Consider the following 26,173-nt stretch of genomic DNA (forward strand, 5'->3'; position numbering starts at 1 on the left):
CGTCCGCCAGCTCGAACAGCGCGTCCGCCCGCAGGGTCAGGCACGAGTAGAACTCGCGGCGGAATCGGGACAACCTGGTCAGGGCCTCGACGCGCGCGGCATCGTCTTGCAGACTGTCCATCACGGCCTTTGGTTGATCAACGTGTCTCTTGGTGGAAACACATGATCAAGCAGAGGCCGCCTCGCTGTCCGGCGAACGGCGAACCCCACCAAGAAATGATCTTGATGGGGTTTAAAGCCAAGCTTAGGCGCCGCTCACCACGGCAGGGGGCGGCCGTCCCGGAAGAAGCCGCCGGTGGGGCCGCTGTCCGGGAGGAGGGCTGCCCAGACGATGCCGGCGGCGCCGTCGGGGACGGGGCGGCCGCCGGGGCCGCCCAGGTCGGTGGCAACCCAGCCGGGGCAGATGGCGTTGACGAGGATGGCGTCGGGGCGGAGTTCGGCGGCGAGCATGCGGGTGAGGGCGTTGAGGGCGGTTTTGGAGGCGGCGTAGGCGGGGGTGCCGCCGCCCATGTTGGTGAGGGAGGCCGCTTCGCTGCTGACGTTGACGATGCGGCCGTGGCCGCCGGCGCGCAGCAGGGGGAGGAAGGCCTGGACGGTGCGCCAGGGGCCGTAGAGGTTGGTCTCGGCGGCTTCGCGGACGACGTCGAGGTCGGCGGTGGAGGCGCGCTGCCAAGTGTCGTACGTGATGGCGGCGTTGTTGACCAGGACGTCCAGCCGCCCGAAGCGGCTCCGTACCTCCTCGGCTGCCCGTACGACCCCGGGGGCGTTGGTGACGTCCAGGGTGACCGGGTGGACGTCACCGGTGATCCCCTGGGCGGCGGTCTCGGCGGCCTCGGGGGAGCGGGCGGTGAGCAGGACGGTGGCGCCTCGCGCCGCGAGCCGGCGGCAGACCTCGCGGCCGATGCCACGGTTGCCGCCGGTGACGAGGCAGACGGGCGGGCCTGCGGTGGTTTCCATGGGCCGATCGTGCTGCGGAAATGGGTTAGCCGTCCAAGACCCGCCGTGATAGCCAGGGGTTATGGACGCCCATTTGCGCGATCTCCGCTACTTCGTGGCCATCGCCGAGGAGCTCAACTTCACCCGCGCCGCAGAGCGGCTCTTCGTCTCGCAGCCCGCCCTCAGCAAGCAGATCCGGCAGCTGGAGGAGGGCCTGCGCGCCCGCCTCTTCGACCGCGACCGGCGTGCCGTGGCCCTCACGGCCGCCGGGCAGGCGCTGCTGCCCCGGGCGAGTGAACTGATCCGTTCCTGGGACGAGGCGCAGCGGGCCGTCAGCGACGCGGCGGCCGCCGAGGCCGCCGTGCTCACCGTCGGGCTGTCGACCAGCATCGGACGGGGCCTGCTGCACGGCGTACGGGAGCGCTTTGCCGAGCGGCGGCCGGGATGGCAGGTCCAGTACCGGCAGATCAACTGGGACGACGCCACGGCGGGCCTGGCCGAGGGCAGGGTGGACGTCGCCCTCGTCTGGCTGCCGGTGCCGGGGCAGGAGGCCTTCCGGACCCGGACGGTCGCCACGGAGGCCCGGTGGGTCGCGATGCGCGAGGACCACCGGCTGGTCTGGCGGGACGAGATCGCCTTCGACGAACTGCACGACGAGCCGTTCCTGGCGCTCCCGCCCAGCGCGGGCCCGCTGCGCGACCACTGGCTCGCCGTCGAGCAGCGCGCCGGCCGGGCGCCCAGGATCGGCGCGGTCGTCCGCAACGCGGAGGAGACCTTCGCCGCCGTGGAGGAGGGCAGCGGCATCGTCCTACTAGCGGCAGGCAACGCCGAGATCTACCGGCGCCCCGGCATCATCGCCCGGCCCGTCACCGGCCTGCCGCCCACCGAACTCGCCGTCGCCTGGCGGCCCGACGACCACCGCGTCGTGCTGCGCGACTTCGTCGAGGCGTGGGCGCCGGACAGCGATAGCCAACGGTTATCTCAGCGGGTCTTGGACGCCGAGCAGTGACCGCCCCAAGGCTTGCTGCCATGACGACGAACCCGATCCCCACCCGCACCCTCGGTCGGCTCACCAGCTCCGCCATCGGCTTCGGCTCGATGGTCCTTTCCCCCGGCGTATACGGCGACATCGACGACGACCGCGCCTTCGCCGCCCTGGGCGCAGCCCTCGACGAGGGCGCCACCCACATCGACACCTCCGACGCCTACGGCGAAGCCGGCCACAACGAACGCCTGGTCGGCCGGGCCCTGCGCGGCAGCGGGCGCCGCGACGAGGTGCTGCTCGCCACCAAGTTCGGCCTCGCCATCCGGGCGGGCGCCGAGGCCCACACGTATCCCGTCAACTACGACTTCGGCGAGCTCAAGGTCAACGCCGAGCCCCGTTACGTACGCGGCTACGCCGAATCGTCGCTCCGCAACCTCGGCACCGACCGCATCGACCTCTACTACCTGCACTTCCCCGACCCCACCGTCCCCGTCGAGGACACCGCCGGCGCCGTCGCCGAGCTGATCAAGAACGGCGACGTCCGCCACCTCGGCCTCTCCAACGTCACCGCCGAGCAGCTGGCCCGCGCCCACGCCGTCCACCCGGTGGCCGCCGTCCAGGTGCAGTGGTCGATGTGGAGCCCTGTCGACCACGAACTGCTGGCGACCGCACGCGAGTTGGGCGTTGGTGTCGTCGCCTGGAGCCCGCTGGGCAGCGGCTTCCTCGCCGGTACGGTCCAGCAGGTCACCGACGACGACTTCCGCCGCCACATCCCCGGCTTCCGCGACGAGAACCTCAAGGCCAACAACGACCGCTTCGCGCCCGTTCGGGCCATCGCCGCCGAACTCGACCTCACCCCGAGCCAGTTGGCCCTGGCCTGGCTGCTCCACCAGTACGAGCACGTCGTGCCCATCCCCGGCAGCCGTACCCCCGCCCACATCGCGGAGAACCTCGCCGCCGCGCGCGTCGAGCTGGCCCCGGACACCCTCACCCGCATCGACCAGGCACTGTCCGCCTTCGTCCCCGAGGGCACCTCAACCCTGCTGAACAGGAGCTGACCGCCGCCATGTCCGCTGAACGCCTCGCCATGAACGCCAGGATCATCGACGAGTTCCGCGCCAACGACGGACTCGTCGGCGGCGACTTCGACGGCACGCCGATGCTGCTCCTCACCACCACCGGCGCCCGCAGCGGCGAGCCCCGCACCATGCCGCTGACCTACCTGCCCGACGGCGACGACCGGCTCGTCGTCTTCGCCGCGAACGGCGGCCGCCCGAACCACCCCGGCTGGCTCCACAACCTTCTGGCCGACCCCGGCGTGACCGTCGAGGTCGGTGCCCGGCGCTTCGCCGCGACCGCCCGCATCGCGGAGGGCCCGGAGCGCGAACGCCTCTGGGCCGCCAAGCTCGCCGTCATGCCGACGCTCGCCGACTTCCAGGCCCGGGCGGGCGCCCGCCGCATCCCGGTGGTCGTCCTGTGCGGGCTCAGGAGTGCCAGACCTCACTGATGCGGGTGATGGTGCCGGACGACGACACGGTGATGTCGTAGATGTTCCCGGAGCAGGAGTACGGCTCGTTTTCGGCGGTCCGCTGGAGGCATGCGCGGACGTGCGCGGTCAGCGCGTCGAAGGTGACGGTGCGGTGGGTGGTGGCGCCGGTGCTGAGCTGGGCTACGACGTCCGTGGCGAAGGTGTAGTCCTTGGCTGTGCCGGTTCCCGCATAGCCGCCCCCGTTCGGGTCGCAGCTGAAGGTCGCGGCCTTCGCCTGGACGATGAACTGGGCCGGCGGGTTGACCAGCTCCACCATCTTGTGCCCGGCGGGCACGTCGCCGGACCCGCAGTCGTCGGACGGCTCCGGGTCCACGGGGAGGTCGCTGGCGGACTGCGAGGCCGTTGCGGAGGCTGCGGAAGCCGAGGTGACGGGCGCGGCGGCGGACGTGCCGCCGGCCTTGCAGGAGGTGATCGTGAGCAGGGCAGCGGCGAGTGCGGCCGCGCCGAGCAGGCGGGGGGAGGTCATGGCGGAATTCCTCGGGTGTGAGACGGGCTGAGAGGGTTAGAGTCCGTTCCTGCGGTAGGGCAGGTAGGGCTGGCCGATCGACCTCTCGTGGGCGGCGTCCCCGGAGTAGTAGGGGTACGGGATCACATGCGAGACGGTGCCCTGCGAACCGTTGTCCTCCAGCGCGATGTACTTGGTGTGTGAGGCGTCGGCCCAGCCGCCGAACAGCACGGTGTGGTCGCCGGCGATCAGGGCGTCGCCCGGCTGGAGATCGTCCTTGGTGATCTGGTGGGAGTACTGGCTGCCCATCAGGCCGTCGGTGTTGGCGCCCGGCGGATCCAGGCCCCAGGCGGCCGAGACGAAGCCGGAGCAGTCGTCGCGGTACCCGTTGGTGGTGGCCGACTGGCTGTAGCCGATGCGGTGGTTGATCCGCTCCAGGGCGCGGTTGACGACGTCCTTGCGCTCGTCGGAGAGCCCGGAGGTGTCCGGGGCGTCGATCACACCCGCACCCCGGCTCGTGTGGTGCTTCCCAGGTGACCAGGCGTCCCAGTTACCCACCGTCTTCCACTTCCCGTCGCCCTGACTGTCGAAGGAGTCGGACTTGGTGGGGCTGCTGCTTCCGCCTCCGCCACCTCCGCCACTGTTTCCTCCTCCGCCTCCTCCCGAGTGCGCGGGCGCCGTAGGGGTGGAGTCGCCCTTGTCGTGCTTCTTCATCTCGTCGTGGTTTTTGCGCTCGACGGCGGCGTACTCCTCCACGACGGTCTTGAGCTTTGTGGCGTCGGCCGCCAGAGCTGCCTTCAGCTTCTCCTGTACTTCGGCGAGGGTGTGTGCCTCGGCCTCGATCTCCCGGACGTCCTGCAGGACTTCGTATGCCGTGGCGAGGCCGGCCAGGAGGGCCGGGCCCATGACGGCCGCAGCGGCGGCGAGGTCGGTCGCGGCTGCTCGCGCGATGGCGGCTTTTACGTCGCCGAGCTTCTGGGATATCTCCTCGACGCGCCGGCTCGCGGCGTGCCAGTCCTTCTGGAGCTCGGTGAGATGGTGCAGCTGAACGCCGAACTGTTCCTTGGCCATGCGGTTTTCCCCGTTCCCCGTTTCCCCGTCACCTGTTCCCCTGTCAGGTCACAACACGTTGCCGAGACGTCCCACCGACGCGCTCAGCGCCTCAAGGTTGTCCGCGGCGGACCGAAGCTCTCGGATGCGGCCGTGAGCGTGGGCCTGGAAGGCATCAGCTGCCTCGCCATGCCAGTCGACCTGGTCGACGGCGGTGTTGATCTCCTTGCTCAGCTGGTCGATCTGCTTGCCCAGCGCGGCCAGTTCGGCCGCGATCCGGCCCAGGTCCTCGGTGCTGCCGAACATCTTCTCCAGGGCCCAGTGCGCGATCTCCACCGGCGCCATGACGATGTCCTCGCCGACCTGCACGGCGTCGCCGACCAACTGCTCGCCGTCGTGCCACGCATTGCTCAAGAAGTTCATGCCAGCGTTCCCCCGTGTCGAACGACATACCCCGCCGTACCGGCCGGTAGCCTAGTCGAAAGCCCGCGCCCCACTGCGCACTTGGGTATCACCAGAACCACTCTTGAGCATGACCATGCCGTTGTCGTACGCGGTCTCGGCGTGGACGGTGAGGTCGAGCCCGGTGAGCTCTTCCTCGGCCGAGGCGCGGAAGCCCATGAGGCGGTCGATGCCCTTGCCGAGGCCGTAGCTGACCCCGAAGGCGTAGGCGCCCACGACGAGCACCGCGACCAGCTGTTTGCCGAGCTGGGCCAGCCGGCCGCCGTACAGCAGCCCTCGGGGCCGTCCGGATGTGGGCGTAGATGTTTTGCCTGTGTTTCATTGCGGGCCGGTTACCGGAAATTCACGGTCGGCCGGGCCGACCGGATCAGGGACAATGGCGCCATGAGCGCTCGTACTGACTCCGCCACCGTCCCGCACCGCGCCGGCTTCGCCTGCTTCGTGGGCCGCCCCAACGCCGGCAAGTCCACCCTCACGAACGCTCTGGTCGGCACGAAGGTGGCGATCACCTCAAACCGGCCCCAGACGACCCGCCACACCGTGCGCGGCATCGTCCACCGCCCGGACGCCCAGCTCGTCCTCGTCGACACCCCCGGGCTCCACAAGCCCCGCACCCTGCTCGGCGAGCGGCTCAACGACGTCGTACGCACCACCTGGGCCGAGGTCGACGTCATCGGCTTCTGCGTCCCCGCCGACCAGAAGCTCGGCCCCGGCGACAAGTACATCGCCAAGGAGCTGGCGGAGGTCCGCAAGACCCCCAAGATCGCGATCGTTACGAAGTCCGACCTCGTCGACTCCAAGCAGCTCGCCGAGCAGCTCATCGCCATCGACCAGCTCGGCAAGGAACTCGGCATCGAATGGGCCGAGATCATCCCCGTCTCCGCCGTCGGCGACAAGCAGGTCTCCCTCCTCGCCGACCTCCTCGTCCCCCTCCTCCCCGAAAGCCCGCCCCTCTACCCCGAGGGTGACCTCACTGACGAGCCCGAGCAGGTCATGGTCGCCGAGCTCATCCGCGAAGCCGCGCTCGAAGGCGTACGCGACGAGCTCCCGCACTCCATCGCCGTCATGGTCGAGGAAATGATCCCCCGCGAGGGCCGCCCCGAAGGCAAACCCCTCCTCGACATCCACGCCAACATCTACATCGAGCGCCCCAGCCAAAAAGGCATCATCATCGGCCCCAAGGGCGCCCGCCTCAAAGAAGTCGGCACCAAGTCCCGCCGCCACATCGAAGCCCTCCTCGGCACCCCGGTCTTCCTGGACCTGCATGTGAAGGTCGCCAAGGACTGGCAGCGGGATCCGAAGCAGTTGCGCAAGCTGGGCTTCTGAGTGGAGCGGCACCGCTGGTCGGAGGCCGGCACCATCACCCGGAGGGGGCTCAGGCGCCTTCCTTCAGGACTGTGCGGATGAGTTCGCGTTGGGCGTCGGTGAGGTGGGGGTCGGCGCAGTGGATGGTGTGGCCTTCGATGGTGATGGCGTAGTGGAAGCCGTCGGGGACGCCGGGGGGAGGGGTGCCCTGGCCGGCGGTGAGGGTGTTGCGGGCCAGGGCGTGGAGGTGGACGGCGTCGGGGCGGCCGGTGGTGTCGAGGGTGGCGTGGCGCTCGATTCCGGCGAAGCCGCCGGAGCGGTTCACGGATATACGCATGGGTGGCGCCTACCCGTGGACGGGAGGCTGCGCACCCTCGGGCGCCGGGGTCTGGTGGGGGAGTTCGGCGGCGCCGCCGTTGGTGGCTACGCCGACCTGGGACCAGGCCTTGAGGACGGACTGGTACTCCTCGCCGTCCCCGTAGCGGGCGCGGGCCGAGGCGGCGGTGAGCGCGGCGAAGGCGGCGAAGTCGGCGGTGGTGGAGAGCTCGCCGCCGGTGAGGGTGTCGTACCAGATCTGGCCGGCCCGCTCCCAGGCGAAGCCGCCCAGGGACTCCGCGACGAGGTAGAAGACGTGGTTGGGGATGCCGGAGTTGATGTGGACGCCGCCGTTGTCCCGGCCGGTCCGTACGTAGTGGTCCATCGTGGCGGGCTGCGGGTCCTTGCCGAGGACGTCGTCGTCGTACGCCGTGCCCGGGGCCTTCATGGACCTGAGCGCGACGCCGGTGACCCGGGGGGCGAGCAGGCCGGCGCCGATGAGCCAGTCGGCCTGGTCGGCGGTCTGCTGGAGAGCGTACTGCTTGACGAGCGAGCCGAAGACGTCCGACAGCGACTCGTTCAGAGCGCCGGACTGACCGAAGTACTCCAGATTCGCGGTGTGGAAGGTGACGCCGTGCGTCAGCTCGTGGCCGATGACGTCGACGGAGATGGTGAAGTCGTTGAAGATCTCGCCGTCGCCGTCCCCGAAGACCATCTGCTCGCCGTTCCAGAAGGCGTTGTTGTAGCTCTCGTCGTAGTGGACGCTGGCGAGCAGCGGCAGGCCCGAGTCGTCGATCGAGTGCCGGTTGTAGGCCTTGAGGTACAGCTCGAAGGTGGCGCCGAGACCGTCGTACGCCCGGTTGACCGTGAGGTCCTTGGCGGTCTTGTCGCCCTCGGCACGGACCTTCCTGCCGGGCAGGTCGGTGCGGTGCTTGGCGTCGTAGACGGTCCGCGCGGGCTGGTCCGATGGCGCCCCCGCAGGCACCGGACCAATCGCGCTGACGGTCTCGAGGCGGCGTCGGGTACGCAGCGCGGCATCGCGTTCCAGGGTGCGGCGGGCCGGCTCGGCAAGCGCCTGGTCCTCGTTGCGGGCCAGCTTGTCGAGGACGTGCGGCGGGACAATGGTGCAGAAAATTGGCTCCATGCACGGCAATCTCGCACACCGTAAACACCCTGTCACCGGAAGCGATGACGATTGACGAGAAGGAGGGAAGATCTGCGCCTTTAGGCGTATCCCGGCCGGTCTTGCATAGTGAGAAGAACGGCTCCGCGGCTGCGGGAGGTCACCGCCCTGGGCTATGGTCATCAACATCATGCGTTTCGGGCTGCTTCTCCTTAGCTGCCGCGGCGAGGGCCTGTAGTCGAGGCCGACCCCCTCCCCGCGGAGTTTGGCGTTGCGCATCCGCCGCCGTCGGCCGCACGTCAGCCGGACCCAAGAGGAGCCCCAGCACATGACCAGTCCCAACGCCGTCGGCCGCCCCACGCCCATCACCGCCGCGACCGTGCGCCAGCAGCCCACCGCGATGCCGATCCACAAGTACAAGCCGTTCGACGCCGTGGACATCCCGGACCGCACCTGGCCCGACGCCCGCATCACCAAGGCTCCCCGCTGGCTGTCCACCGACCTGCGCGACGGCAACCAGGCGCTGATCGACCCCATGTCGCCGGCCCGCAAGCGCGCGATGTTCGACCTGCTGGTGAAGATGGGCTACAAGGAGATCGAGGTCGGCTTCCCCTCCTCCGGTGAGACCGACTTCAACTTCGTACGCTCCATCATCGAAGAGGGCGCGATCCCGGACGACGTGACGATCTCCGTCCTGACCCAGGCCCGCGAGGACCTGATCGAGCGCACCGTCGAGTCCCTGCGCGGCGCGGCCCGGGCCACGGTCCACATGTACAACGCCACGGCGCCGACCTTCCGCCGGGTGGTCTTCCGGGGATCCAAGGAGCAGATCAAGGCCATCGCCACGGACGGCACGCGGCTGGTCATGGAGTACGCCGAGAAGATCCTGGGCGACGACACGGTCTTCGGCTACCAGTACAGCCCCGAGATCTTCACCGACACCGAGCTGGACTTCGCCCTGGAGGTCTGCGAGGCCGTCATGGACGTCTGGCAGCCCGAGGCCGGCCGCGAGATCATCCTCAACCTGCCCGCCACTGTTGAGCGTTCGACCCCGAGCACGCACGCCGACCGCTTCGAGTGGATGTCCCGCAACCTGTCGCGGCGTGAGTTCGTCTGCCTGTCAGTCCACCCGCACAACGACCGCGGTACGGCCGTGGCCGCCGCCGAGCTGGCCCTGATGGCGGGCGCGGACCGCATCGAGGGCTGCCTGTTCGGGCAGGGCGAGCGCACGGGCAACGTCGACCTGGTCACGCTGGGCATGAACCTGTTCAGCCAGGGCGTGGACCCGCAGATCGACTTCTCGCAGATCGACGAGATCCGCCGCACCGCCGAGTACTGCAACCAGATGGAGGTCCACGCCCGCCACCCGTACGTGGGCGACCTCGTCTACACCTCCTTCTCCGGCTCCCACCAGGACGCCATCAAGAAGGGCTTCGACGCGATGGAGGCCGATGCGGCCGCCGCCGGCAAGACCGTCGACGACATCGAGTGGGCCGTGCCGTACCTGCCGATCGACCCGAAGGACGTCGGCCGCTCGTACGAGGCCGTCATCCGGGTCAACTCGCAGTCCGGCAAGGGCGGCATCGCGTACGTCCTGAAGAACGACCACAAGCTGGACCTGCCGCGCCGCATGCAGATCGAGTTCTCGAAGATCATCCAGGCCAAGACAGACGCCGAGGGCGGTGAGATCACCCCCGCCGAGATCTGGTCGGTCTTCCGGGACGAGTACCTGCCGGTGGCCGAGAACCCGTGGGGCCGCGTCCAGCTGCGGGCCGGCCAGTCCACCACCGACAAGGACGGCACCGACACCCTGACCGTCCAGGCGGTCGTCGACGGCCAGGAGACGGTTCTCACCGGCTCCGGCAACGGCCCCATCTCCGCCTTCTTCGACGCCCTGGCCGCCGTCGGCGTGGACGCCCGCCTCCTGGACTACACCGAGCACACCATGAGCGAGGGCGCCAGCGCCCAGGCCGCCTCCTACATCGAGTGCGCCATCGACGGGCAGGTCCTCTGGGGCATCGGCATCGACTCCAACACCACCCGCGCCTCCCTGAAGGCCGTCATCTCGGCCGTCAACCGCGCGGCACGCTAGCCTCCGGCGACTTCAGACCCTGGGGACGGCCCGAAAAATCGGGCCGTCCCCAGGGTCTTTTATGAATTGCCCCCTTACGTGGTACTGACTGCGAGTCGTCGGTGTGGCTAACATCACGGCAACACGGCAACGATGCCGAAGCGTTACGCACGCACGCGTGCGGGGCCGTGTCGGGACGAGGACGAACCGGGACGATACGGCCGGAGGGTGCGAGGTGCTCCAGTTCAAGGGCTTGTGTGTCTTGGGCGTGCGTACGACCTGGCACACCGAGGGCGACGGCGACTTCTTCTGCGCCGACTGCGGCGGAGACCGTGGCTACCGGCGCCGCAGCGGCGTCCGACGGCTCACCGTGCTCGGCCTCCCGCTCTGGCCACGCGGCAGCGCGGGCACCATCGTGGAGTGCTTGGTCTGCCGGGCCCGCTACGGCCCCGACGCCCTGGAACGCCCCACGACCACCGTCTTCTCCGCGATGCTCCGCGACGCCGTGCACACCGTCGCCCTCGCCGTCCTCACCGCCGGCGGCGCCAACGGCGGGGCCGCCCGCAGTGCGGCGGTCGGCGCCGTACGCTCGGCCGGCTTCACCGACTGCACCGAGGACCAGCTGCTCGGCCTTCTCGCCGCGATCGTCGCCGACGAGGGCCGCTTCCCCGGTGCCGCCGACGCCTGGGGCCCGGCCGGACTGGCCGACGCCATCGACGGCTGCGGCAGCTGGCTCTCCATCGAGCTCCACGAAGCCCTCGAACCCCTCGCCCGTCACCTCGCTCCCCAGGGCCGCGAACGCATCCTTCTCCAGGGCGCTCGCATCGCCCTCGCGGACGGCCCCTACCTCCCCGCCGAGCGCGAGGTCCTCACCGCCGTCGGCCGCTGTCTGTCCATCACCCGTGAGGAGACCGACCGGCTCCTCGAGGCGGCGGCCGGCACGCCCTCGTAGGCATCGGGCCCGCGCGTCCTTACTCCCCCGGGAGTAACCCACACCCCTCGCAGTAGCGGCCGACTCGGCCTTGCGCGCGACGAAACGACCTCCCAAGGCCGGAAGTCTGGAAGGCATCAGGCACCAGCCACATCCGGCACGGAGGGAGGCCCATCATGGGGGCCCCGAGCAGTACGACCGTCGCGACAGCGGCACCAGGACAGCAGCGAAGGCGACGATGGCGTGCCCTGCCCTGGGCGGTGCTCGTGCTGTGGGTGGCCGTGGTGGCGCTGGCCGGGCCGCTGGCGGGCAAGCTCGCGGACGTACAGCAGAACCGGGCGGTGGACTACCTGCCGGTGAGCGCCGACTCCACACAGGTGGCCAAGGTCCAGGACGCGCTGCCCGGCGGGGAGGCCACGGACCTGGTGGTCGTCTACCACCGGGACGGCGGGCTGACCGCCGCCGACCGCAGCAAGGCACGCACGCAGACCGCCGAGATCGCGCGGGCGCACGAACTCACCCGGCCGCCCACGGGCATCCCGTCCAAGGACGGCACAACGCTGATGTACGCGGTGTCCAGCACCCAGCCGGGCCAGGACGACGCGGCCAGGAACGCCTTCGTGGACGACGTACGGAAGGTGACCAGCGGCGGCGGACTGACCGCCGAGGTGGGCGGCGCGGGGGCGCTGAACACCGACATGAAGGAGGTCTACTCCTCCCTGGACGGCCCGCTGCTCTACACGACGGTCGCCGTGGTCGCGGTGCTGCTGATCCTGATCTACCGCAGTCCGCTGCTGTGGCTGCTGCCGCTGGTCGTCGCGGGCGTCGCCGACGTCACCGCCATGGGCGTCGTCTACGGCCTCCACAAGTCCTTCGACATCACCGTCACCGGCCAGAGCCAGGGCGTGATGACCATCCTCGCGCCGCGCTCGCCGCGGGCGTGCTCGCGGTGCAGTGCGCGCTCGCGGCCCTCGTCCCGCAGGACAACGGGCACCGCCCGGACGCGCTGGGCTGGGCGCTGCTCGTCGTCACCGCGCTCGGGCTGGTGCTGCGGCGGCTGGCGCCGATGACCGGGATGCTGGTGATCATCGCGGCCGTCGCGCCCTACCACGCGCTGGACAACGTGCACTTGGCCGTCGTCCCGGCCAGCATGGTCGGGATCTACTCGCTGGCCGTGGCCGGCCCGCCGCTGAGGACGTATCTGACGGTGGCGTCGGTCATCGGGATCATGGCGGCGGTGATGTCGGCTACGCCCCTCCAGCACGCGGCCTCCGACACGCTGCGCAGCGGTGGCTGGGTGCTGGCGGTCGCGCTGATCGGGGAGGCCTCGCGCATCCACCGTAAGTACGTGGCCGCGATCGTCGAGCGCCAAAACCCACGTCAGCCGCATCATGGGCAAGAACGCTGGCGCTCTGCAGGCGGATCATGGGGTCGCGCGTTGTGTTGCGCAAAGAGGATTTCTCACCAAGCTCGTCGGCGTCGCCTGAGGCATACGGGAGAATGGGTGCCATGAGTCTGTTCCGCGACGACGGCATCGTGCTGCGCACCCAGAAGCTGGGTGAGGCGGACCGGATCATCACGCTGCTCACCCGCCGCAGTGGACGCGTGCGGGCGGTGGCCCGGGGGGTACGGCGTACGAAGTCGAAGTTCGGCGCGCGGCTGGAGCCGTTCTCCCACGTCGACGTGCAGTTCTTCGCGCGGGGCGGTGAGCTGATCGGCCGGGGGCTGCCGCTGTGCACGCAGGGTGAGACGATCGCGGCGTACGGCAGCCGGATCGTCACCGACTACGCCCGCTATACGGCCGGGACGGCGATGCTGGAGACGGCGGAGCGTTTCACCGACCATGAGGGCGAGCCGGCGGTGCAGCAGTATCTGCTGCTGGTGGGCGGGCTGCGGACGCTGGCCGAGGGCTCGCACGACCCCCGCCTGGTGCTGGACGCGTTTTTGCTGCGCTCGCTCGCCGTCAACGGCTACGCGCCGAGCTTCGGGGAATGCGCGAAGTGCGGCATGCCCGGCCCGAACCGGTTCTTTTCGGTCGCGGCGGGAGGAGTGGTATGCGGCGAGTGCCGCCCGGCCGGAAGCGTCGTACCCTCACTGGAGTCCCTGGAACTGCTCGGCGCACTGCTCGGCGGCGACTGGGAGACGGCGGACGCGTGCGAGCCACGTCACTGCCGGGAGGGCAGCGGGCTGGTGGCGGCGTATCTGCAGTGGCATCTGGAGCGCGGCCTGCGCTCGCTCAGGTTCGTGGAGAAGTAGAAGAAGTAGGAGAGGCACGCGCATGGCAGTACGCGGGATTCTGACCCGTTCCCGACGCGAGTACCGGGCCCCCGACCCGCACCCGTCCGGCGCGAAGCCCCCCAAGATCCCGGGCGAGTTGGTGCCGAAGCACGTCGCGTGTGTCATGGATGGCAACGGCCGATGGGCCAAGGAGCGCGGCCTGCCCCGCACCGAGGGCCACAAGGTCGGCGAGTCGGTGGTGCTGGACGTCCTCAAGGGCTGTCTGGAGTTGGGCGTCAAGAACCTGTCTCTGTACGCCTTCTCGACGGAGAACTGGAAGCGTTCGCCGGACGAGGTCAAGTTCCTCATGAACTTCAACCGCGACGTCATCCGCCGCCGCCGCGAGGAGATGGACGCCATGGGCATCCGGATCCGCTGGGCGGGCCGGATGCCGAAGCTGTGGAAGAGCGTGGTCAACGAGCTGCAGATCGCCGAGGAGATGACCCGCGGCAATGACGCGATGACGCTCTACATGTGCGTGAACTACGGCGGCCGCGCGGAGATCGCCGACGCGGCGGCCGCGATGGCGCGGGACATAAAGTCCGGGCGGCTCGACCCTTCCAAGGTCAACGAGAAGACGCTGTCGAAGTACATGTACCACCCCGACATGCCGGACGTGGACCTCTTCATCCGGCCGTCCGGCGAGCAGCGCACGTCCAACTTCCTCATCTGGCAGTCCGCTTACGCCGAGATGGTCTTCCAGGACGTGCTGTGGCCCGACTTCGACCGCCGTGACCTGTGGCGGGCCTGCCTGGAGTACGCCTCCCGGGACCGTCGATTCGGCGGCGCGCTGCCCAACGAGGTCGAAAGGGCTTAGACGCCGCCCCACCTATTCGCGCGGCCTCTTCACGGCCTCAGCGGGCAGCCGTCGCGCACTCCGCGCACGTACCGAAGATCTCCACGGTGTGCGCGACGTCGACGAAGCCGTGGTCGGCGGCGATCGCGTCGGCCCACTTCTCGACGGCCGGGCCCTCGACCTCGACCGCCTTGCCGCAGACGCGGCAGACCAGATGGTGGTGGTGGCCGCTGGAGCAGCGGCGGTAGACGGACTCACCGTCGCCGGTGCGCAGGACGTCGACCTCGCCGGCGTCGGCCAGGGACTGGAGGGTGCGGTAGACCGTGGTGAGGCCGACGGAGTCGCCGCGGTGCTTGAGCAGGTCGTGCAGTTCCTGGGCGCTGCGGAACTCGTCCACTTCGTCGAGCGCTGAGGCCACTGCGGCGCGCTGCCGGGTCGATCGGCCGCGCACTGGGGGCTGCTTGGCGGTCGTCACCGGTGCCTCCTTCTCGGTCGTCCCGTGTTTCCGTCCGACGGGCCATTGTGCCAGGCCGGGCGGCGGCCGGTCGTCATACCTTCACGTCGTCGCCGGGGGAGCGGCTCGCGGGTACCTCAAGGGTGCACCGTTCCTCGGCCTCCGTGGCCTGCCGCGCGCCCCCGGTGACGGCCGTGGGGGCTATGAGGCGGCGACCTATGTTCATGACTCCCATTTTCAACAAAACTGGAAACGATTGTCAATTGACCTGACTGTGACCCCCGTCCTAGCTCCGCCCCCGCCCCCGGACCGGGAACCGATTTGATACGGCCCCCTCACCCGCCGGTAATCTGAGGTATTCGCCGGAACGCACGCACCGCACACGCATCCCGGCGGACTCCATCGACCGCTTCGTCGTACTGAAGAGAGCACCGTGGCCGCCGACAAGATCGACACCATCGTCAGCCTGAGCAAGCGCCGTGGCTTCGCATTCCCCAGCAGTGAGATCTACGGCGGCCAGCGCGCCGCCTGGGACTACGGGCCGCTCGGCGTCGAGCTCAAGGAGAACATCAAGCGTCAGTGGTGGCGCTCCATGGTCACCTCGCGCGACGACGTCGTCGGGATCGACTCGTCGGTGATCCTCGCCCGCGAGGTCTGGGAGGCCTCCGGCCACGTCGCCACCTTCACCGACCCGCTCACCGAGTGCAACTCCTGCCACAAGCGTTTCCGCGCCGACCACCTCATCGAGGCGTACGAGGCCAAGCACGGCCGTGAGCCCGCCAACGGCCTCGCCGACATCAACTGCCCGCACTGCGGCAACAAGGGTGCCTTCACCGAGCCCAAGGAGTTCTCCGGCCTGCTGAAGACCACCCTCGGCGTCACCCAGGACGCCTCGGGCACCGCCTACCTGCGGCCCGAGACCGCTCAGGGCATCTTCATCAACTTCGCCACCGTTCAGCAGACCTCGCGCAAGAAGCCGCCGTTCGGCATCGCCCAGACCGGCAAGTCCTTCCGCAACGAGATCACGCCGGGCAACTTCATCTTCCGTACCCGTGAGTTCGAGCAGATGGAGATGGAGTTCTTCGTCAAGCCGGGTGAGGACGAGACCTGGCACGAGTACTGGATGCAGCAGCGCTGGGACTGGTACCGCGACCTCGGCATCCGCGAGGAGAACATCCGCTGGTACGAGCACGCCAAGGAGAAGCTGTCGCACTACTCGAAGCGCACCGTCGACATCGAGTACCGCTTCAACTTCGGCGGCAGTGAGTTCTCCGAGCTGGAGGGCATCGCCAACCGGACCGACTTCGACCTCAAGGCGCACTCCGAGGCGTCCGGCACCGACCTGTCGTACTTCGACCAGGAGGCCGGCGAGCGTTACTTCCCGTACGTCATCGAGCCCGCGGCCGGTCTGAACCGCGCCATGCTCGCCTTCATGCTCGACGCGTACAACGAGGACGAGGCGCCCAACGCCAAGGGCGTCATGGAGAAGCGCACCGTCATGCGTCTCGACCCGCGCCTGGCGCCGGTCAAGGTCGCGGTGCTCCCGCTGTCCCGCAACCCGCAGCTCTCGCCGAAGGCGAAGGGCCTGGCGGCCGACCTGCGCCGGATGTGGAACATTGAGTTCGACGACGCGGGCGCGATCGGCCGTCGCTACCGACGCCAGGACGAGATCGGTACGCCGTTCTGCGTCACGGTCGACTTCGACACGCTCGACGACAACGCGGTGACGGTCCGCGAGCGCGACACGATGAAGCAGGAGCGTGTCTCGCTCGACCAGGTCCAGTCCTACCTGGGCAGCCGTCTGGTCGGCTGCTGACCGCTTGTGACTGTGCCGCCGGGTGGGCTTGTCGAGCAAGCCCACCCGGCGGCATCGTTGCGTCATGGCCACCACAAGTTCGGTCCGTGGGTCCGACCCACGGGGGCGGCAGCACACCGTGCGCGTCACCAGCCGCGGCTCCTCACGCCGTCTGGAGTGCGACACCTGCGGCTGGGTCCAGTCCGCCCAGTTCCTGCCCTGGCTGAAGGCCCGCGACCACCTGGCCGAGGCACATGGCGCCGAAGCCGCGCCGGAGTGATCGCCCGGACAGGGCTAGGCCGCCAGGCCCCTGAGGATCAGGTCGCATACGGCCGTGAAGGCCTCGTCGATGCCGGGCCGGGACCAGTCCGCGGCGTAGGTGGGGTCGTGGAAGCGTCCGGAGGCGTCCCAGACCGCCTGGGCGGTGGCGGGGACATCGGCGGGCGCGAACTCGCCGTTCTGGATGCCGTCGCGGACTATCGCGGCGATCTGGCCGACCATCGTCTCGATGTGCCGCTCCACCACACCGCTGTTCTCGGCCACCAGCGCCATGTACGTCGCGAACAGCTCAGGATCGTCCCCCGACTTTCGTCGTTTCGCAGCGAACAGCGCCGCCAGCCAGGCGGGCAGCCGCTCCGCCGCCGGGCCGGTGCCCTCGCTGATCGCCTCCAGCGTGGCGTGCGACTGGTCCAGCCAGCGCTGCGTCACCGCCTCGCGCAGCGCCGCCTTCGTCCGGTAGTGCCGGTAGACGCTCCCGTGGCTGACCCCGAGCGCGCGCGCCACGTCCACCACGGTGGCTTTCGCCGGGCCGTAGCGGCGCAGCACGTCCTCCGTGGCGGCGAGGATGCGGTCGGGTGTCAGCGTCTCGGGCGGCATCGCGTCGCGGGCCTTTCGCGGTTCGGGTGATCCCTCAAGTGAACCAATCTTCCCGCCGCCCTCCCGGGGCGGGATACGGAGGCCACCGCCGCGTCAGCCCCGCTCGCTGTCGAGGTGGGCCATCTGGGCCGCCGGGTAGCGGTCGCCCGCGGCCGAGCCGCTGGGAACGGCACGCTCGATGGCGGCCAGGTCGTCCGCGTCGAGGGTGACGTCGAGGGCCCCGAGCGCCTCGCTCAGCCGCTGGCGGGTACGCGCGCCGACCAGCGGGACGATGTCCTCGCCCTGCGCCAGTACCCAGGCGATGGCGATCTGGGCGACGGAGACGCCCTTCTGCTCGGCGATCTTCCGGAGCGACTCGACGAGGTCGAGGTTCCGGTCGAGGTTGTCGCCCTGGAAGCGGGGGCTCATGGCGCGGAAGTCGTTCGCGCCGAGCTGCCGGTCCCGGGTGAAGTGGCCGCTGATGAGCCCCCGCGACAGGACTCCGTACGCGGTGACGCCGATACCCAGCTCGCGCGCGGTGGGCAGGATCTCGGCCTCGATGCCACGGGAGATGAGCGAGTACTCGATCTGCAGGTCGCTGATGGGCGCGACGGCGGCCGCCCGGCGGATGGTCTCGGCGCCGACCTCGCTGAGGCCGATGTGGCGCACGTGGCCCGCCTCGACGAGCTCGGCGATGGCACCCACCGTCTCCTCGATCGGGACGTCGGGGTCGATGCGCGCGATCCGGTAGATGTCGATGTGGTCGGTGCCGAGCCGCTGGAGCGAGTACGCGGCGAAGTTCTTCACCGCCGCCGGGCGGCCGTCGTAGCCGAACCACTCACCGCCCGGCCCGCGCAGGGCGCCGAACTTGACGCTGAGCAGCGCCTTTTCGCGGGCGGCCGGGTCGGCGGTGCGCAGGGCCTCGCCGACGAGCAGTTCGTTGTGACCCATGGCGTAGAAGTCGCCGGTGTCGAGCAGGGTGATCCCGGCGTCCAGGGCGGCGTGGATGGTGGCGATGGACTCGGTGCGGTCGGCGTCACCGTAGAGGGCCGACATACCCATGCAGCCGAGACCGAGGGCGGAGACCTGGGGGCCGGTGGTGCCGAGGGTGCGGTTCAGCACGGTGTGCTCCTTTTGCCGAAGGTGGCGAGGGTGGTGAAGCTGATGAAGCTGATATCGGCAAGAGTGGCACATGGACTGACAGATTTCAATATCTGTCAGTCCATCGCCGTCAGTCGCAGGCTCATCAGAGCCGTCACCACGACCGCAGCCAGTTGCACCACCAGCACCGTCACCAGCGCGTCCCGCATGCCGTGCGAGGGGGCCAGGGACAGGAAGAGCGTGCCGAGCGTGGCCACGCCCAGCGCCAGCGCGGACTGCTGGGCGGTGACCATGACACCGCTGCCGACGCCCGCCCGCTCCGCGGGCACGCCGGTGAGGACCAAGCGCATCAGCAGCGGCAGTTGCAGCCCCTGCCCGAAGCCGGCGAGCGTCACGCCGGGCACCAGGTCGAGGACGGTCAGGTTGGACCAGTCCCGCGCCACGGTGACGGCGAGTACGGCCACGCCGGCCGCCTGCAGCAGCCCGCCGACCGTGACCACCCGGCTGCCGTAGCGGCCGATCAGGCGCGGTCCGCCCAGGGACGCCACGAAGAAGGCCGCGGCCATCGGCGCGAGCGCCAGGCCGGCCGCCACGGGCCCGTAGTGCAGGCCCTCCTGAAGGGCGACCGCGATGACGAACATGAAGCCGCCGAAGCCGATCGAGAACGGCAGCACCATCGGCAGCGCCCGCCGCATCCCGGGCAGTTCGAACAGGCTCGGCGGCACCAGCGGGGTCCGCCCGGCGCGGTCCGCGCGCCGCTCGACGGCGTAGAAGGAGTAGGCAGCGAAGGGGAAGATCGCCAGCGACACCCAGGTCCACACCGGCCAGCCCGCCGCGCGGCCCTCGGTCAGCGGGGCCAGCAGGGTCACCAGCGACACCGCGAGCAGCGCCGTGCCCGGGCCGTCGATCGGCGTCGGGTGCGCGGAGCGGGTCTCGGGCACCGTACGCACGGCGAGCACCAGCCCGACCAGCGCGACCGGCACGTTGACCAGGAACACCGCCCGCCAGTCGGTCCCGGCGATGTTGGCGGCGACCAGGACGCCGCCCAGGATCTGGCCCGCCACCATGGACAGGCCGGCCGTGGCGCCGTACAGGCTCAGCGCCTTGGCGTGCCGCTTGCCGCGGGTCGCGGAGTGGATGGTCGCCAGCACCTGCGGCATCATCAGCGCCGCCGCAGCGCCCTGCGCCACCCGGGCCCCGACCAGCGTCCAGGCGTTCGGAGCGAGCCCGCAGGCCAGCGAGGTCAGGCCGAAGGCGGCCATCCCGGCGAGGAAGAGCCGGCGGCGGCCGAAGGTGTCGCCGATCCGCCCGCCGAGCACCAGCAGCACGGCGTACGCGACGCCATAGCCGGCGACGACCAGCTCCAGCACGGCCGCCGAGGCGTGGAGGTCGGAGGAGATGGCCGGCAGCGCGACATTGACGATGAAGAAGTCGATCAGGGGCAGGGAGGCGCCGAGCAGCACGGTGAACAGCCCGATCGCGGAGAGCACGGGCGCCACCGGGGCGGGCGCGGACGTCGCCTGCGCGGAGGTACGGCCGAGGCGGGTCACCCGGGGCAGCACTTCTGCACGGGAGTGAAGGTCAGTCGTCAGTTCCACAGGTTCGGTCACATTAGTTACGATCCTTCGTATTTTAGAGTGGTACCAGAGAGTGTTTATCCAGGTATCGGAACCACCTGGCAATGGCTTGAGCCCAGAGCAGCGACGAGGCACCCTGGAACCATGACGACGACCGGCGCGGCACGCCACGAACTGGCCCACTTCCTGCGCAGCCGCCGCGAGCGCATCACCCCCGAGCAGGTCGGCCTCCCGCCCGGCCGCCGTCGGCGCACGCCTGGCCTGCGCCGCGAGGAGGTCGCCACGCTCGCCGCCGTGGGTGTCACCTGGTACACGTGGCTGGAGCAGGCCCGCGACATCCAGGTCTCCGCCCAGGTCGCCGACGCCATCGCGCGCGCCCTGATGCTGGACACCAACGAGCGCAGCCACCTCTTCGTCCTCGCCGGCGTCCCCGACCCCAACCCGCGCGCCAACTGCCCGGGCATGTCGCCGCAGGTGAGGGAGATGCTCGAAAAGCTGGAGCCGCTGCCCGCCGCCGTCCACAACAGCCGCACCGACGTCATCGCCCACAACCGCACGTACGGCCGGCTGGTCGGCGACCTCGACCTGCTGCCCTACGAGGACCGAAACATCATGTGGCTGATCTTCACGGACCAGGCCTGGCGCGAAGCCATGCCGGACTGGCCGGAGACGAGCCGCCTCATCGTCGCCAAATACCGCGCGGCCATGGCCGAACACCTCGCCGAGCCCGCCTGGAAGGCCCTCGTCAAGCGGCTCCAGGAAGCCTCACCCGAATTCGCGGCGCTCTGGGACCGCCACGAGGTCCTCCAGCCCGAGAACCGCATCAAGCGCTTCCTCAACCCGGAAGTCGGCCTCCTCACCTTCGACTTCACCCACCTCTGGCTCGGCCCCCGTCAGGGCCCCCGGCTCGTCACCTACACCCCGGCCGACGCCGTCACCCGCGACCGCCTGGACCGGCTCTACGACCTGGCGCTCAGGCGCGAAGCCGCTCCCGTGCCGGCCTGAGCGCGGATCGGCACGTCAGGCGGGGGATTCGACCGGTAGGTCGCGCTTCCGGGCCGCAGCGGCGAGCCGCTTGTCGTACGAGACGAACGCGGTCAGGGCCTGTTCCAGGTGCTCGGCGCTCGCCAGGTGGATGGCGTCCAGACTGCGGAGATGCCGAGCCGGGAACTGACCGGCGGCACGCAGGATGGGATCCGTCGTGACCCGTTGCTCAGGCGGCGGCGGCCCCAGCACCGCGATAAGGCGGCCGTTCCGGGTGATCTCTACGCGCTCGCCCGCCACGACTCGGTCGATGAGCTCACTGGCGTGCTGTTGCAGCTGCCGAATGGGTACTCGCGTGGTAATGACTCAAGGCTAGGCGTGTCGTGCGGCGAACGGCGAAAACGTGCGTCGATTTACCCCGATCGAAGTACGGGCTTCGTTCGCACCAGGCTCGCCATGATCCCGTCCAGGGCCGCCAACTCGGCCTCGTCGAGGTCTCGGAGGGCGGGGGGCGGGGTGCCCAGGATCCGTTCGGCTTCGGCGGCGGCGGAGGCGCCGGAGGGGGTCACGGAGACGATCTTGGAGCGGCGGTCGGTGGGGTGGGGGGTACGTTCCACGAGGCCGCGCTTGGCGAGGTCGTCGACGACGAGCGTGGTGTAGGGGCGGTCGGTCATGAGGTCGGCGGCGAGGTCGCCGAGCTTGACGGGGGCGGCGGCGATCCGGCGCAGGGCCTTGACCCGGAAGAAGCTCATGCCGAGGGCGTCGCAGACCTCGCCGCGGCGTTCGTTGCCCAGGACGAGTCCGCGCATGGCGGCCCAGACGCGGGAGGTGGCGGCGTCATTCACCGAACGCTCACCACGCTCTTCGGGGCGGGCTCGCGGAGCCGCTCGGCGGCCCGGTCGGCGGTCCCGCGGGCCCAGCGGCCGGTGGTGAGGAGGCCCAGGAGCAGCACGGCCGCGCCGCAGCCGGCGATGACGGCCCAGGCCACGATGTTCAGGCTCGCCGCGATGAGGGCGCCCACGATGGCGACGCCGAGGGACTGGCCGACCTGGCGGCTGGTGGAGGCGACGGCGGCGGCGACGCCGGCCTGGTCCCGGGGCATGCCGGAGACCGCGGTGTTGGTGATCGGGGCGTTGACGAAGCCGAAGCCGATGCCGAACAGGATGTACGCCGCGTAGAGCCGCAGGTCCGACGTGTGGGCGTTCAGCGTCGTCAGGAGCAGACCGCTCGCGGTCGTCGCCACCCCCGCGAGCACCAGGGGCAGCCGTGGGCCCCGGTTGCCGACCATCCGTCCGGACAGCGGTGCGAAGATCAGCGCCATGGCGGCCATCGGCAGCAGGTGCAGGCCCGCGTCGAAGGCGGACAGGCCACGGGTGTCCTGCAGATAGAGGGTGTTGAGGAACAGGAAGCCCGCCAGCGCGGCGAAGGCGCTCACCGCTATCACCGTCGCCCCGCTGAAGGGCGCGCTGCGGAAGAAGCGCAGCTCGATCAGCGGTTCCACGCGCCGTCTCTCGTACGCGATCAGCCCCACCAGGGCGGCCGCCGCGACCCCGATGCAGCTGAGGATCAGCGCCGAGGTCCAGCCCGCGTTCGGCGCCTCGATGATCCCGTACGTGAGCGAGCCGAGCAGCACGATGACCAGCAACTGGCCGACCGGGTCCACCCGGCGGGCCTTGGGCGCCCGGGACTCGGGGACGTACCGGGCCGTGAGCAGCAGCGCCGCGAGCCCGACCGGCACGTTGATCCAGAAGATCGCCCGCCAGCTCGCGTACTCGACCAGCGCGCCGCCGATGATGGGCCCGGCGGCCATGCTGATGCCGACGACACCGCCCCAGACGCCGATCGCGCGGGCCCGCTCGCGCGGCTCGGTGAAGGTGTTGGTGATGATCGACATGGCGACCGGGTTGAGCATCGAGCCGCCGATCGCCTGCAGCATCCGGAAGACGATCAGCCACTGCAGGCTGGGCGCGATGCTGCACAGCACCGAGGCGGTCGTGAAGAGCGCCAGGCCGGTCTGGAAGACCCGGCGGCGGCCGATCCGGTCGGCGGTGGACCCGGAAAGCATCAGCAGCGAGGCCAGCACGAGTGTGTAGGCGTCGATCGTCCACTGCAGGCCGGAGACGGAGGCGTGCAGATCGCGCCGCAGCGAGGGCAGGGCGACGTTGAGGATCGTGTTGTCGAGGCTCACGATCAGCAGGCTCATGCAGCAGATCGCCAGGATGAGCAGGCGGCGCCGGGGGCTCAGTTCAGGCATGATCGGAGACCTCGAGTTAGTTGTACGAATATAATGGATTCACCATACAATGAATGCGGCCATCCGTATACGCGAGAATGGACCCATGACCGCTGACGCCGCCGCCAACACCACCCCCCTCCAGATCGGCCCGCACTCCGTGTGGCCGCCGGTCGTGCTGGCGCCGATGGCCGGCATCACCAACGCGCCCTTCCGGACGCTGTGCCGGGAGTTCAGCGGCGGCAAGGGCCTCTTCGTCAGCGAGATGATCACCACCCGGGCGCTGGTCGCGCGCAACGACAAGACCATGCACCTCATCCATTTCGACGGCACCGAGAAGCCGCGCTCCATGCAGCTCTACGGCGTCGACCCGGCGACCGTCGGCGCGGCCGTCCGCATGATCGTCGACGAGGACCTCGCCGACCACATCGACCTCAACTTCGGCTGCCCGGTCCCCAAGGTCACCCGCAAGGGCGGCGGCTCGGCGCTCCCGTACAAGCGGAATCTGCTCCGCTCGATCCTGCGCGAGGCGGTGGGGAATGCCGGGGCGCTGCCGGTCACCATCAAGATGCGCAAGGGCATCGACGACGACCACCTGACCTACCTGGACGCCGGGCGGATCGCCGTCGGGGAAGGCGTGACGGCGGTCGCGCTGCACGGCCGTACGGCTGCCCAGCACTACGGCGGCACTGCCGACTGGGAGGCCATCGCCCGCCTCAAGGAGGCCGTGCCGGAGATCCCGGTGCTCGGCAACGGCGACATCTGGCGCGCGGACGACGCGGTGCGGATGATGCGCGAGACCGGCTGCGACGGTGTCGTGGTCGGCCGGGGCTGCCTCGGGCGACCGTGGCTCTTCGGCGATCTGGTCGCGGCCTTCGAGGGTACGCACGCCCCCGCGACCCCGGGGCTGCGCGAGGTCGCCGGGGTCATGCGCCGGCACGCGGAGCTGTTGGGGGAGTGGCTGGAGGACGAGGAGCGGGGCGTCATCGACTTCCGCAAGCACGTCGCCTGGTACACCAAGGGCTTCTCGGTGGGCTCCGAGATGCGGCGCAAGCTCGCGATGTCCTCCTCGCTCGCCGAGCTCGACGCCCACCTGGCCGACCTGGACCTCGACCAGCCCTGGCCGGCCGGGGCGGAGGGCCCGCGCGGGCGTACGGCGGCCGGCAAGCGGGTCGTCCTGCCGGACGGCTGGCTCGGCGACCCGTACGACTGCGCTGTCGTGGGCGCGGACGCCGAGCTCGACACCTCCGGCGGCTGACCGCCCCAGGACTTAGGGCCTGTCTGGCGGATCATGGCCGGGTCCATGACCCCTGGCACGGCACCTCGCCGCGTTGCCGAAACGCCCGGATGGCTCCGCTATCAGGACGCTCTCCCCCAGACTCCGTCCGGTGGGGGTCCCCCCGGCCGGAGGCTGGGGGAGTACCCCCAGCGCCTTGCGACGCACCGCACCTGGGGCCCCCGGCCGAAGGCTGGGGGAGCCGCGGCCTATCCGACCCTGATCCGCCGGACAGGCCCTAACCCCCGATCAGGTCCAGCGTCGTGGCCGCCGTCCAGCTGAAGCTGCGGATGCCTCGGCCCTCGCCGGTGTGCGGGTCGACGTACTCGGCGAAGCCGGACCGCCCCGCGGCGTCCAGCAGGCCTTCCCGGAGCTGCTTGGCGTCGGCCTCGGCGCCGTACTGCCGCAGGCCGCGGTGGAAGAGCCAGGCGATGTTGAACCAGGACGGGCCGCGCCAGTAGCGGGCCGGGTCGAAGGCGGGGGAGAGCAGGTCGTAGCTGGGGAGCAGGTGGACGCGGCCGAGGCCGAAGCGGTCGCCGGCGGCAGTGCGCAGCAGGGCCTGGACGACGTCGTCCGGCAGCCCGGGGACCACCAGGGGGACCAGCCCCGACGCACTGCGCTCGTCGATCAGCTCCTCGCCCGAAGCCGCGCGCAGGTCACGGCACCGGAAGAGCCCGGCCTCGGCGTCGTACAGCCGGTCGACGAGGGCGGCAGTGAGCTGCTGGGCCCGGTCGCGGTGTGGCTCGGGCGCGGCGCCGATGGCGTCGGCGATGTCGGCGAGGGCGTACTCGGAGACGATGAGCAGCGCGTTGAAGCAGGGGTCCTCGACGGCGAAGGCGTGCTCCAGGTGCGTGTCGTCGTAGTCGGCCTCCCGGTAGTCCGTGCAGAGCCGTACGTAGCGCCCGTAGTCGTCGTCGGTGGGCCGGTCGGCGGCATCGGAGTGGGCGAGGTCACGGCGGACGTACGTACCCGGGTCGGCCGGCGCGATCCGGGCGAGAGGTCCGTCCCAGCAGGGGCTGTTGTCCCAGCCGGACTCCCAGGGGTGGACGATGGAGGCGAGTCCGGCGCCGCCGAGGTCGCGGTGGACGCGCAGATAGTCGTGCCACAGGACGAGCCGCGGGTACAGGCGGCTCAGGAAGCCCACCTCCAGCGAGGCGCTGGGGTCGGTGCGGTGGACCTCCCACGCGGCGAGGGCGTGCACGGGCGGCTGGACGATGCCGGACGTGCCGGTGAGGCCGCACTCGCCGGGGACGCCGACCTGCCAGAAGTCGGGGCCGGGGAAGTAGGCGTCGGCGGGGACGGAGTCGTTGAAGACGATGTGGGGGACGCGGCCGTCCGACCGCCACTGGGCGGAGAAGAGGGTCTCCAGCTCGCGGCGGGCGCGGCGCGGGGAAAGATGCCGCAGCCCGATGGCGATGAAGGCCGAGTCCCAGCTCCACTGGTGCGGGTAGAGGGTGCGGGAGGGGACGGTGGAGCCGCCCGCCCAGTTTCCCAGGAGTACGGAGCACGCGGCCGCGCGCAGCCCCTCGGAATCGGTGTCAGCTGAGTTCCACGGTTCACCGGGTGCGTTCAAAGGTGAGGACACGCCTCCTATAACAGCAGTGAGCGTGGCGGCAAACAAAACTCTGGGGAATGTCCCACGAGATCGTCCGG

28 protein-coding genes and 2 pseudogenes are annotated in these 26,173 nt (G+C 70.3%); 14 read left to right on the plus strand and 16 right to left on the minus strand.

Translation table 11 applies throughout. The features are described from left to right. Positions 1–255: 255 nt before the first annotated feature. Positions 256–957, minus strand: coding sequence for an SDR family NAD(P)-dependent oxidoreductase (locus tag EFK10_RS07125; RefSeq protein WP_127354896.1), 702 nt, complete (start codon positions 955–957; stop codon positions 256–258). Between the two features lie 61 nt (positions 958–1,018). Between EFK10_RS07125 and EFK10_RS07130 the strand changes: the two genes are divergently transcribed. Genes EFK10_RS07130 through EFK10_RS07140 form a run of 3 tightly spaced genes read left to right on the plus strand, consistent with a single transcriptional unit; the run spans position 1,019 to position 3,428 of the window. Beyond that, a complete protein-coding gene (locus EFK10_RS07130; protein ID WP_127354897.1) occupies positions 1,019–1,945 on the plus strand; it encodes a LysR family transcriptional regulator in 927 nt (308 codons plus the stop codon). A 20-nt stretch (positions 1,946–1,965) separates the two neighbouring features. Then, positions 1,966–2,979, plus strand: a complete 1,014-nt coding sequence (locus tag EFK10_RS07135) for an aldo/keto reductase (RefSeq protein WP_127354898.1) — start codon at positions 1,966–1,968, stop codon at positions 2,977–2,979. An 8-nt stretch (positions 2,980–2,987) separates the two neighbouring features. Further along, on the plus strand, positions 2,988–3,428 hold the full coding sequence (locus EFK10_RS07140; protein WP_127354899.1) for a nitroreductase family deazaflavin-dependent oxidoreductase: 441 nt from the start codon (positions 2,988–2,990) through the stop codon (positions 3,426–3,428). Here the strand turns inward: EFK10_RS07140 and EFK10_RS07145 are convergent. The 4 genes and pseudogenes from EFK10_RS07145 to EFK10_RS07160 all read right to left on the minus strand — a co-directional run. Further along, the gene (locus tag EFK10_RS07145; RefSeq protein WP_127354900.1) at positions 3,406–3,936 is read right to left on the minus strand and encodes a hypothetical protein; all 531 of its coding nucleotides are present in this window, start codon (positions 3,934–3,936) and stop codon (positions 3,406–3,408) included. The two genes, EFK10_RS07140 and EFK10_RS07145, sit on opposite strands and share 23 nt — an antisense overlap. A gap of 36 nt (positions 3,937–3,972) precedes the next feature. Further along, on the minus strand, positions 3,973–4,986 hold the full coding sequence (locus tag EFK10_RS07150) for an NlpC/P60 family protein (RefSeq protein WP_127354901.1): 1,014 nt from the start codon (positions 4,984–4,986) through the stop codon (positions 3,973–3,975). 48 nt (positions 4,987–5,034) lie between these two features. Then, positions 5,035–5,388: a hypothetical protein gene (locus EFK10_RS07155; protein ID WP_127354902.1), complete on the minus strand. Its 354-nt coding sequence runs from the start codon at positions 5,386–5,388 to the stop codon at positions 5,035–5,037. Positions 5,389–5,439: 51 nt separating this feature from the next. After that, positions 5,440–5,718: pseudogene (locus tag EFK10_RS07160) on the minus strand (hypothetical protein); the annotation flags it as partial. Between the two features lie 93 nt (positions 5,719–5,811). Here EFK10_RS07160 and era point away from each other — a divergent pair. Further along, positions 5,812–6,753, plus strand: coding sequence for a GTPase Era (gene era / locus EFK10_RS07165; RefSeq protein ID WP_127354904.1), 942 nt, complete (start codon positions 5,812–5,814; stop codon positions 6,751–6,753). Positions 6,754–6,802: 49 nt separating this feature from the next. On the opposite strand, the gene EFK10_RS07170 is transcribed toward era, so the two are convergent. Continuing rightward, positions 6,803–7,069, minus strand: coding sequence for a protealysin inhibitor emfourin (locus EFK10_RS07170; protein WP_127354905.1), 267 nt, complete (start codon positions 7,067–7,069; stop codon positions 6,803–6,805). A gap of 9 nt (positions 7,070–7,078) precedes the next feature. Beyond that, complete coding sequence (locus tag EFK10_RS07175) at positions 7,079–8,191, minus strand: M4 family metallopeptidase (protein WP_127354906.1); 1,113 nt, start codon at positions 8,189–8,191, stop codon at positions 7,079–7,081. 307 nt (positions 8,192–8,498) lie between these two features. On the opposite strand from EFK10_RS07175, the gene leuA reads away from it, so the two are divergent. The 6 genes and pseudogenes from leuA (at position 8,499) to EFK10_RS07205 (ending at position 14,266) form a co-directional block, all read left to right on the plus strand. Continuing rightward, positions 8,499–10,262 (plus strand): 2-isopropylmalate synthase, encoded by a 1,764-nt coding sequence (leuA, locus tag EFK10_RS07180; RefSeq protein ID WP_127354907.1) that lies wholly within the window; start codon positions 8,499–8,501, stop codon positions 10,260–10,262. A 232-nt stretch (positions 10,263–10,494) separates the two neighbouring features. Then, positions 10,495–11,193, plus strand: a complete 699-nt coding sequence (locus tag EFK10_RS07185) for a TerB family tellurite resistance protein (protein ID WP_240677051.1) — start codon at positions 10,495–10,497, stop codon at positions 11,191–11,193. 155 nt (positions 11,194–11,348) lie between these two features. Next, a pseudogene (locus EFK10_RS07190) lies at positions 11,349–12,092 on the plus strand (MMPL family transporter); the annotation flags it as partial. A 155-nt stretch (positions 12,093–12,247) separates the two neighbouring features. Then, complete coding sequence (locus EFK10_RS07195; RefSeq protein WP_206305340.1) at positions 12,248–12,685, plus strand: hypothetical protein; 438 nt, start codon at positions 12,248–12,250, stop codon at positions 12,683–12,685. Next, positions 12,682–13,428 (plus strand): DNA repair protein RecO, encoded by a 747-nt coding sequence (recO, locus tag EFK10_RS07200; RefSeq protein ID WP_127354910.1) that lies wholly within the window; start codon positions 12,682–12,684, stop codon positions 13,426–13,428. The genes EFK10_RS07195 and recO overlap by 4 nt, the downstream gene beginning before the upstream one ends. Before the next feature lie 22 nt (positions 13,429–13,450). Then, positions 13,451–14,266, plus strand: coding sequence for an isoprenyl transferase (locus tag EFK10_RS07205; protein WP_127354911.1), 816 nt, complete (start codon positions 13,451–13,453; stop codon positions 14,264–14,266). A 37-nt stretch (positions 14,267–14,303) separates the two neighbouring features. Here EFK10_RS07205 and EFK10_RS07210 read toward each other — a convergent pair whose 3' ends face one another. Together EFK10_RS07210 and EFK10_RS51920 are read right to left on the minus strand one after the other, a co-directional pair. Beyond that, positions 14,304–14,720, minus strand: coding sequence for a Fur family transcriptional regulator (locus EFK10_RS07210; protein ID WP_127354912.1), 417 nt, complete (start codon positions 14,718–14,720; stop codon positions 14,304–14,306). Positions 14,721–14,793: 73 nt separating this feature from the next. Continuing rightward, a complete protein-coding gene (locus tag EFK10_RS51920; protein ID WP_265737477.1) occupies positions 14,794–14,925 on the minus strand; it encodes a hypothetical protein in 132 nt (43 codons plus the stop codon). Between the two features lie 207 nt (positions 14,926–15,132). Here EFK10_RS51920 and EFK10_RS07215 point away from each other — a divergent pair, with 207 nt between their 5' ends. Beyond that, entirely contained in the window at positions 15,133–16,515 is a 1,383-nt protein-coding gene (locus tag EFK10_RS07215; RefSeq protein ID WP_127354913.1) for a glycine--tRNA ligase, read from the plus strand. A 64-nt stretch (positions 16,516–16,579) separates the two neighbouring features. Then, a complete protein-coding gene (locus EFK10_RS07220) occupies positions 16,580–16,774 on the plus strand; it encodes a hypothetical protein (RefSeq protein ID WP_127354914.1) in 195 nt (64 codons plus the stop codon). Positions 16,775–16,788: 14 nt separating this feature from the next. Here EFK10_RS07220 and EFK10_RS07225 read toward each other — a convergent pair whose 3' ends face one another. From EFK10_RS07225 to EFK10_RS07235, 3 genes are all read right to left on the minus strand, one after another. Continuing rightward, entirely contained in the window at positions 16,789–17,370 is a 582-nt protein-coding gene (locus tag EFK10_RS07225) for a TetR family transcriptional regulator (RefSeq protein WP_127354915.1), read from the minus strand. A 93-nt stretch (positions 17,371–17,463) separates the two neighbouring features. After that, a complete protein-coding gene (locus EFK10_RS07230; protein ID WP_127354916.1) occupies positions 17,464–18,471 on the minus strand; it encodes an aldo/keto reductase in 1,008 nt (335 codons plus the stop codon). A gap of 95 nt (positions 18,472–18,566) precedes the next feature. Further along, positions 18,567–19,949, minus strand: a complete 1,383-nt coding sequence (locus EFK10_RS07235; RefSeq protein WP_240677052.1) for an MFS transporter — start codon at positions 19,947–19,949, stop codon at positions 18,567–18,569. Between the two features lie 222 nt (positions 19,950–20,171). Here EFK10_RS07235 and EFK10_RS07240 point away from each other — a divergent pair, with 222 nt between their 5' ends. Then, positions 20,172–21,032, plus strand: a complete 861-nt coding sequence (locus tag EFK10_RS07240) for a helix-turn-helix transcriptional regulator (protein ID WP_127354917.1) — start codon at positions 20,172–20,174, stop codon at positions 21,030–21,032. 15 nt (positions 21,033–21,047) lie between these two features. On the opposite strand, the gene EFK10_RS07245 is transcribed toward EFK10_RS07240, so the two are convergent. The 3 genes from EFK10_RS07245 to EFK10_RS07255 are packed head-to-tail and all read right to left on the minus strand — an operon-like array spanning position 21,048 to position 23,265. Further along, positions 21,048–21,374, minus strand: a complete 327-nt coding sequence (locus EFK10_RS07245; RefSeq protein WP_127354918.1) for a type II toxin-antitoxin system prevent-host-death family antitoxin — start codon at positions 21,372–21,374, stop codon at positions 21,048–21,050. A 50-nt stretch (positions 21,375–21,424) separates the two neighbouring features. Next, positions 21,425–21,856, minus strand: coding sequence for a MarR family winged helix-turn-helix transcriptional regulator (locus EFK10_RS07250; RefSeq protein ID WP_127354919.1), 432 nt, complete (start codon positions 21,854–21,856; stop codon positions 21,425–21,427). Beyond that, a complete protein-coding gene (locus EFK10_RS07255; RefSeq protein WP_127354920.1) occupies positions 21,853–23,265 on the minus strand; it encodes an MFS transporter in 1,413 nt (470 codons plus the stop codon). The genes EFK10_RS07250 and EFK10_RS07255 overlap by 4 nt, the downstream gene beginning before the upstream one ends. A gap of 85 nt (positions 23,266–23,350) precedes the next feature. Between EFK10_RS07255 and dusB the strand changes: the two genes are divergently transcribed. Continuing rightward, positions 23,351–24,502: a tRNA dihydrouridine synthase DusB gene (gene dusB, locus EFK10_RS07260; RefSeq protein WP_127354921.1), complete on the plus strand. Its 1,152-nt coding sequence runs from the start codon at positions 23,351–23,353 to the stop codon at positions 24,500–24,502. Positions 24,503–24,758: 256 nt separating this feature from the next. Here the strand turns inward: dusB and EFK10_RS07265 are convergent, their stop codons facing one another. After that, entirely contained in the window at positions 24,759–26,105 is a 1,347-nt protein-coding gene (locus tag EFK10_RS07265) for an MGH1-like glycoside hydrolase domain-containing protein (RefSeq protein ID WP_127354922.1), read from the minus strand. Between the last annotated feature and the right edge of the window lie 68 nt (positions 26,106–26,173).

It is taken from the genome of Streptomyces soli, assembly GCF_003999195.1.
In the GTDB taxonomy this organism is placed as follows: Bacteria; Actinomycetota; Actinomycetes; order Streptomycetales; family Streptomycetaceae; genus Actinacidiphila; species Actinacidiphila soli.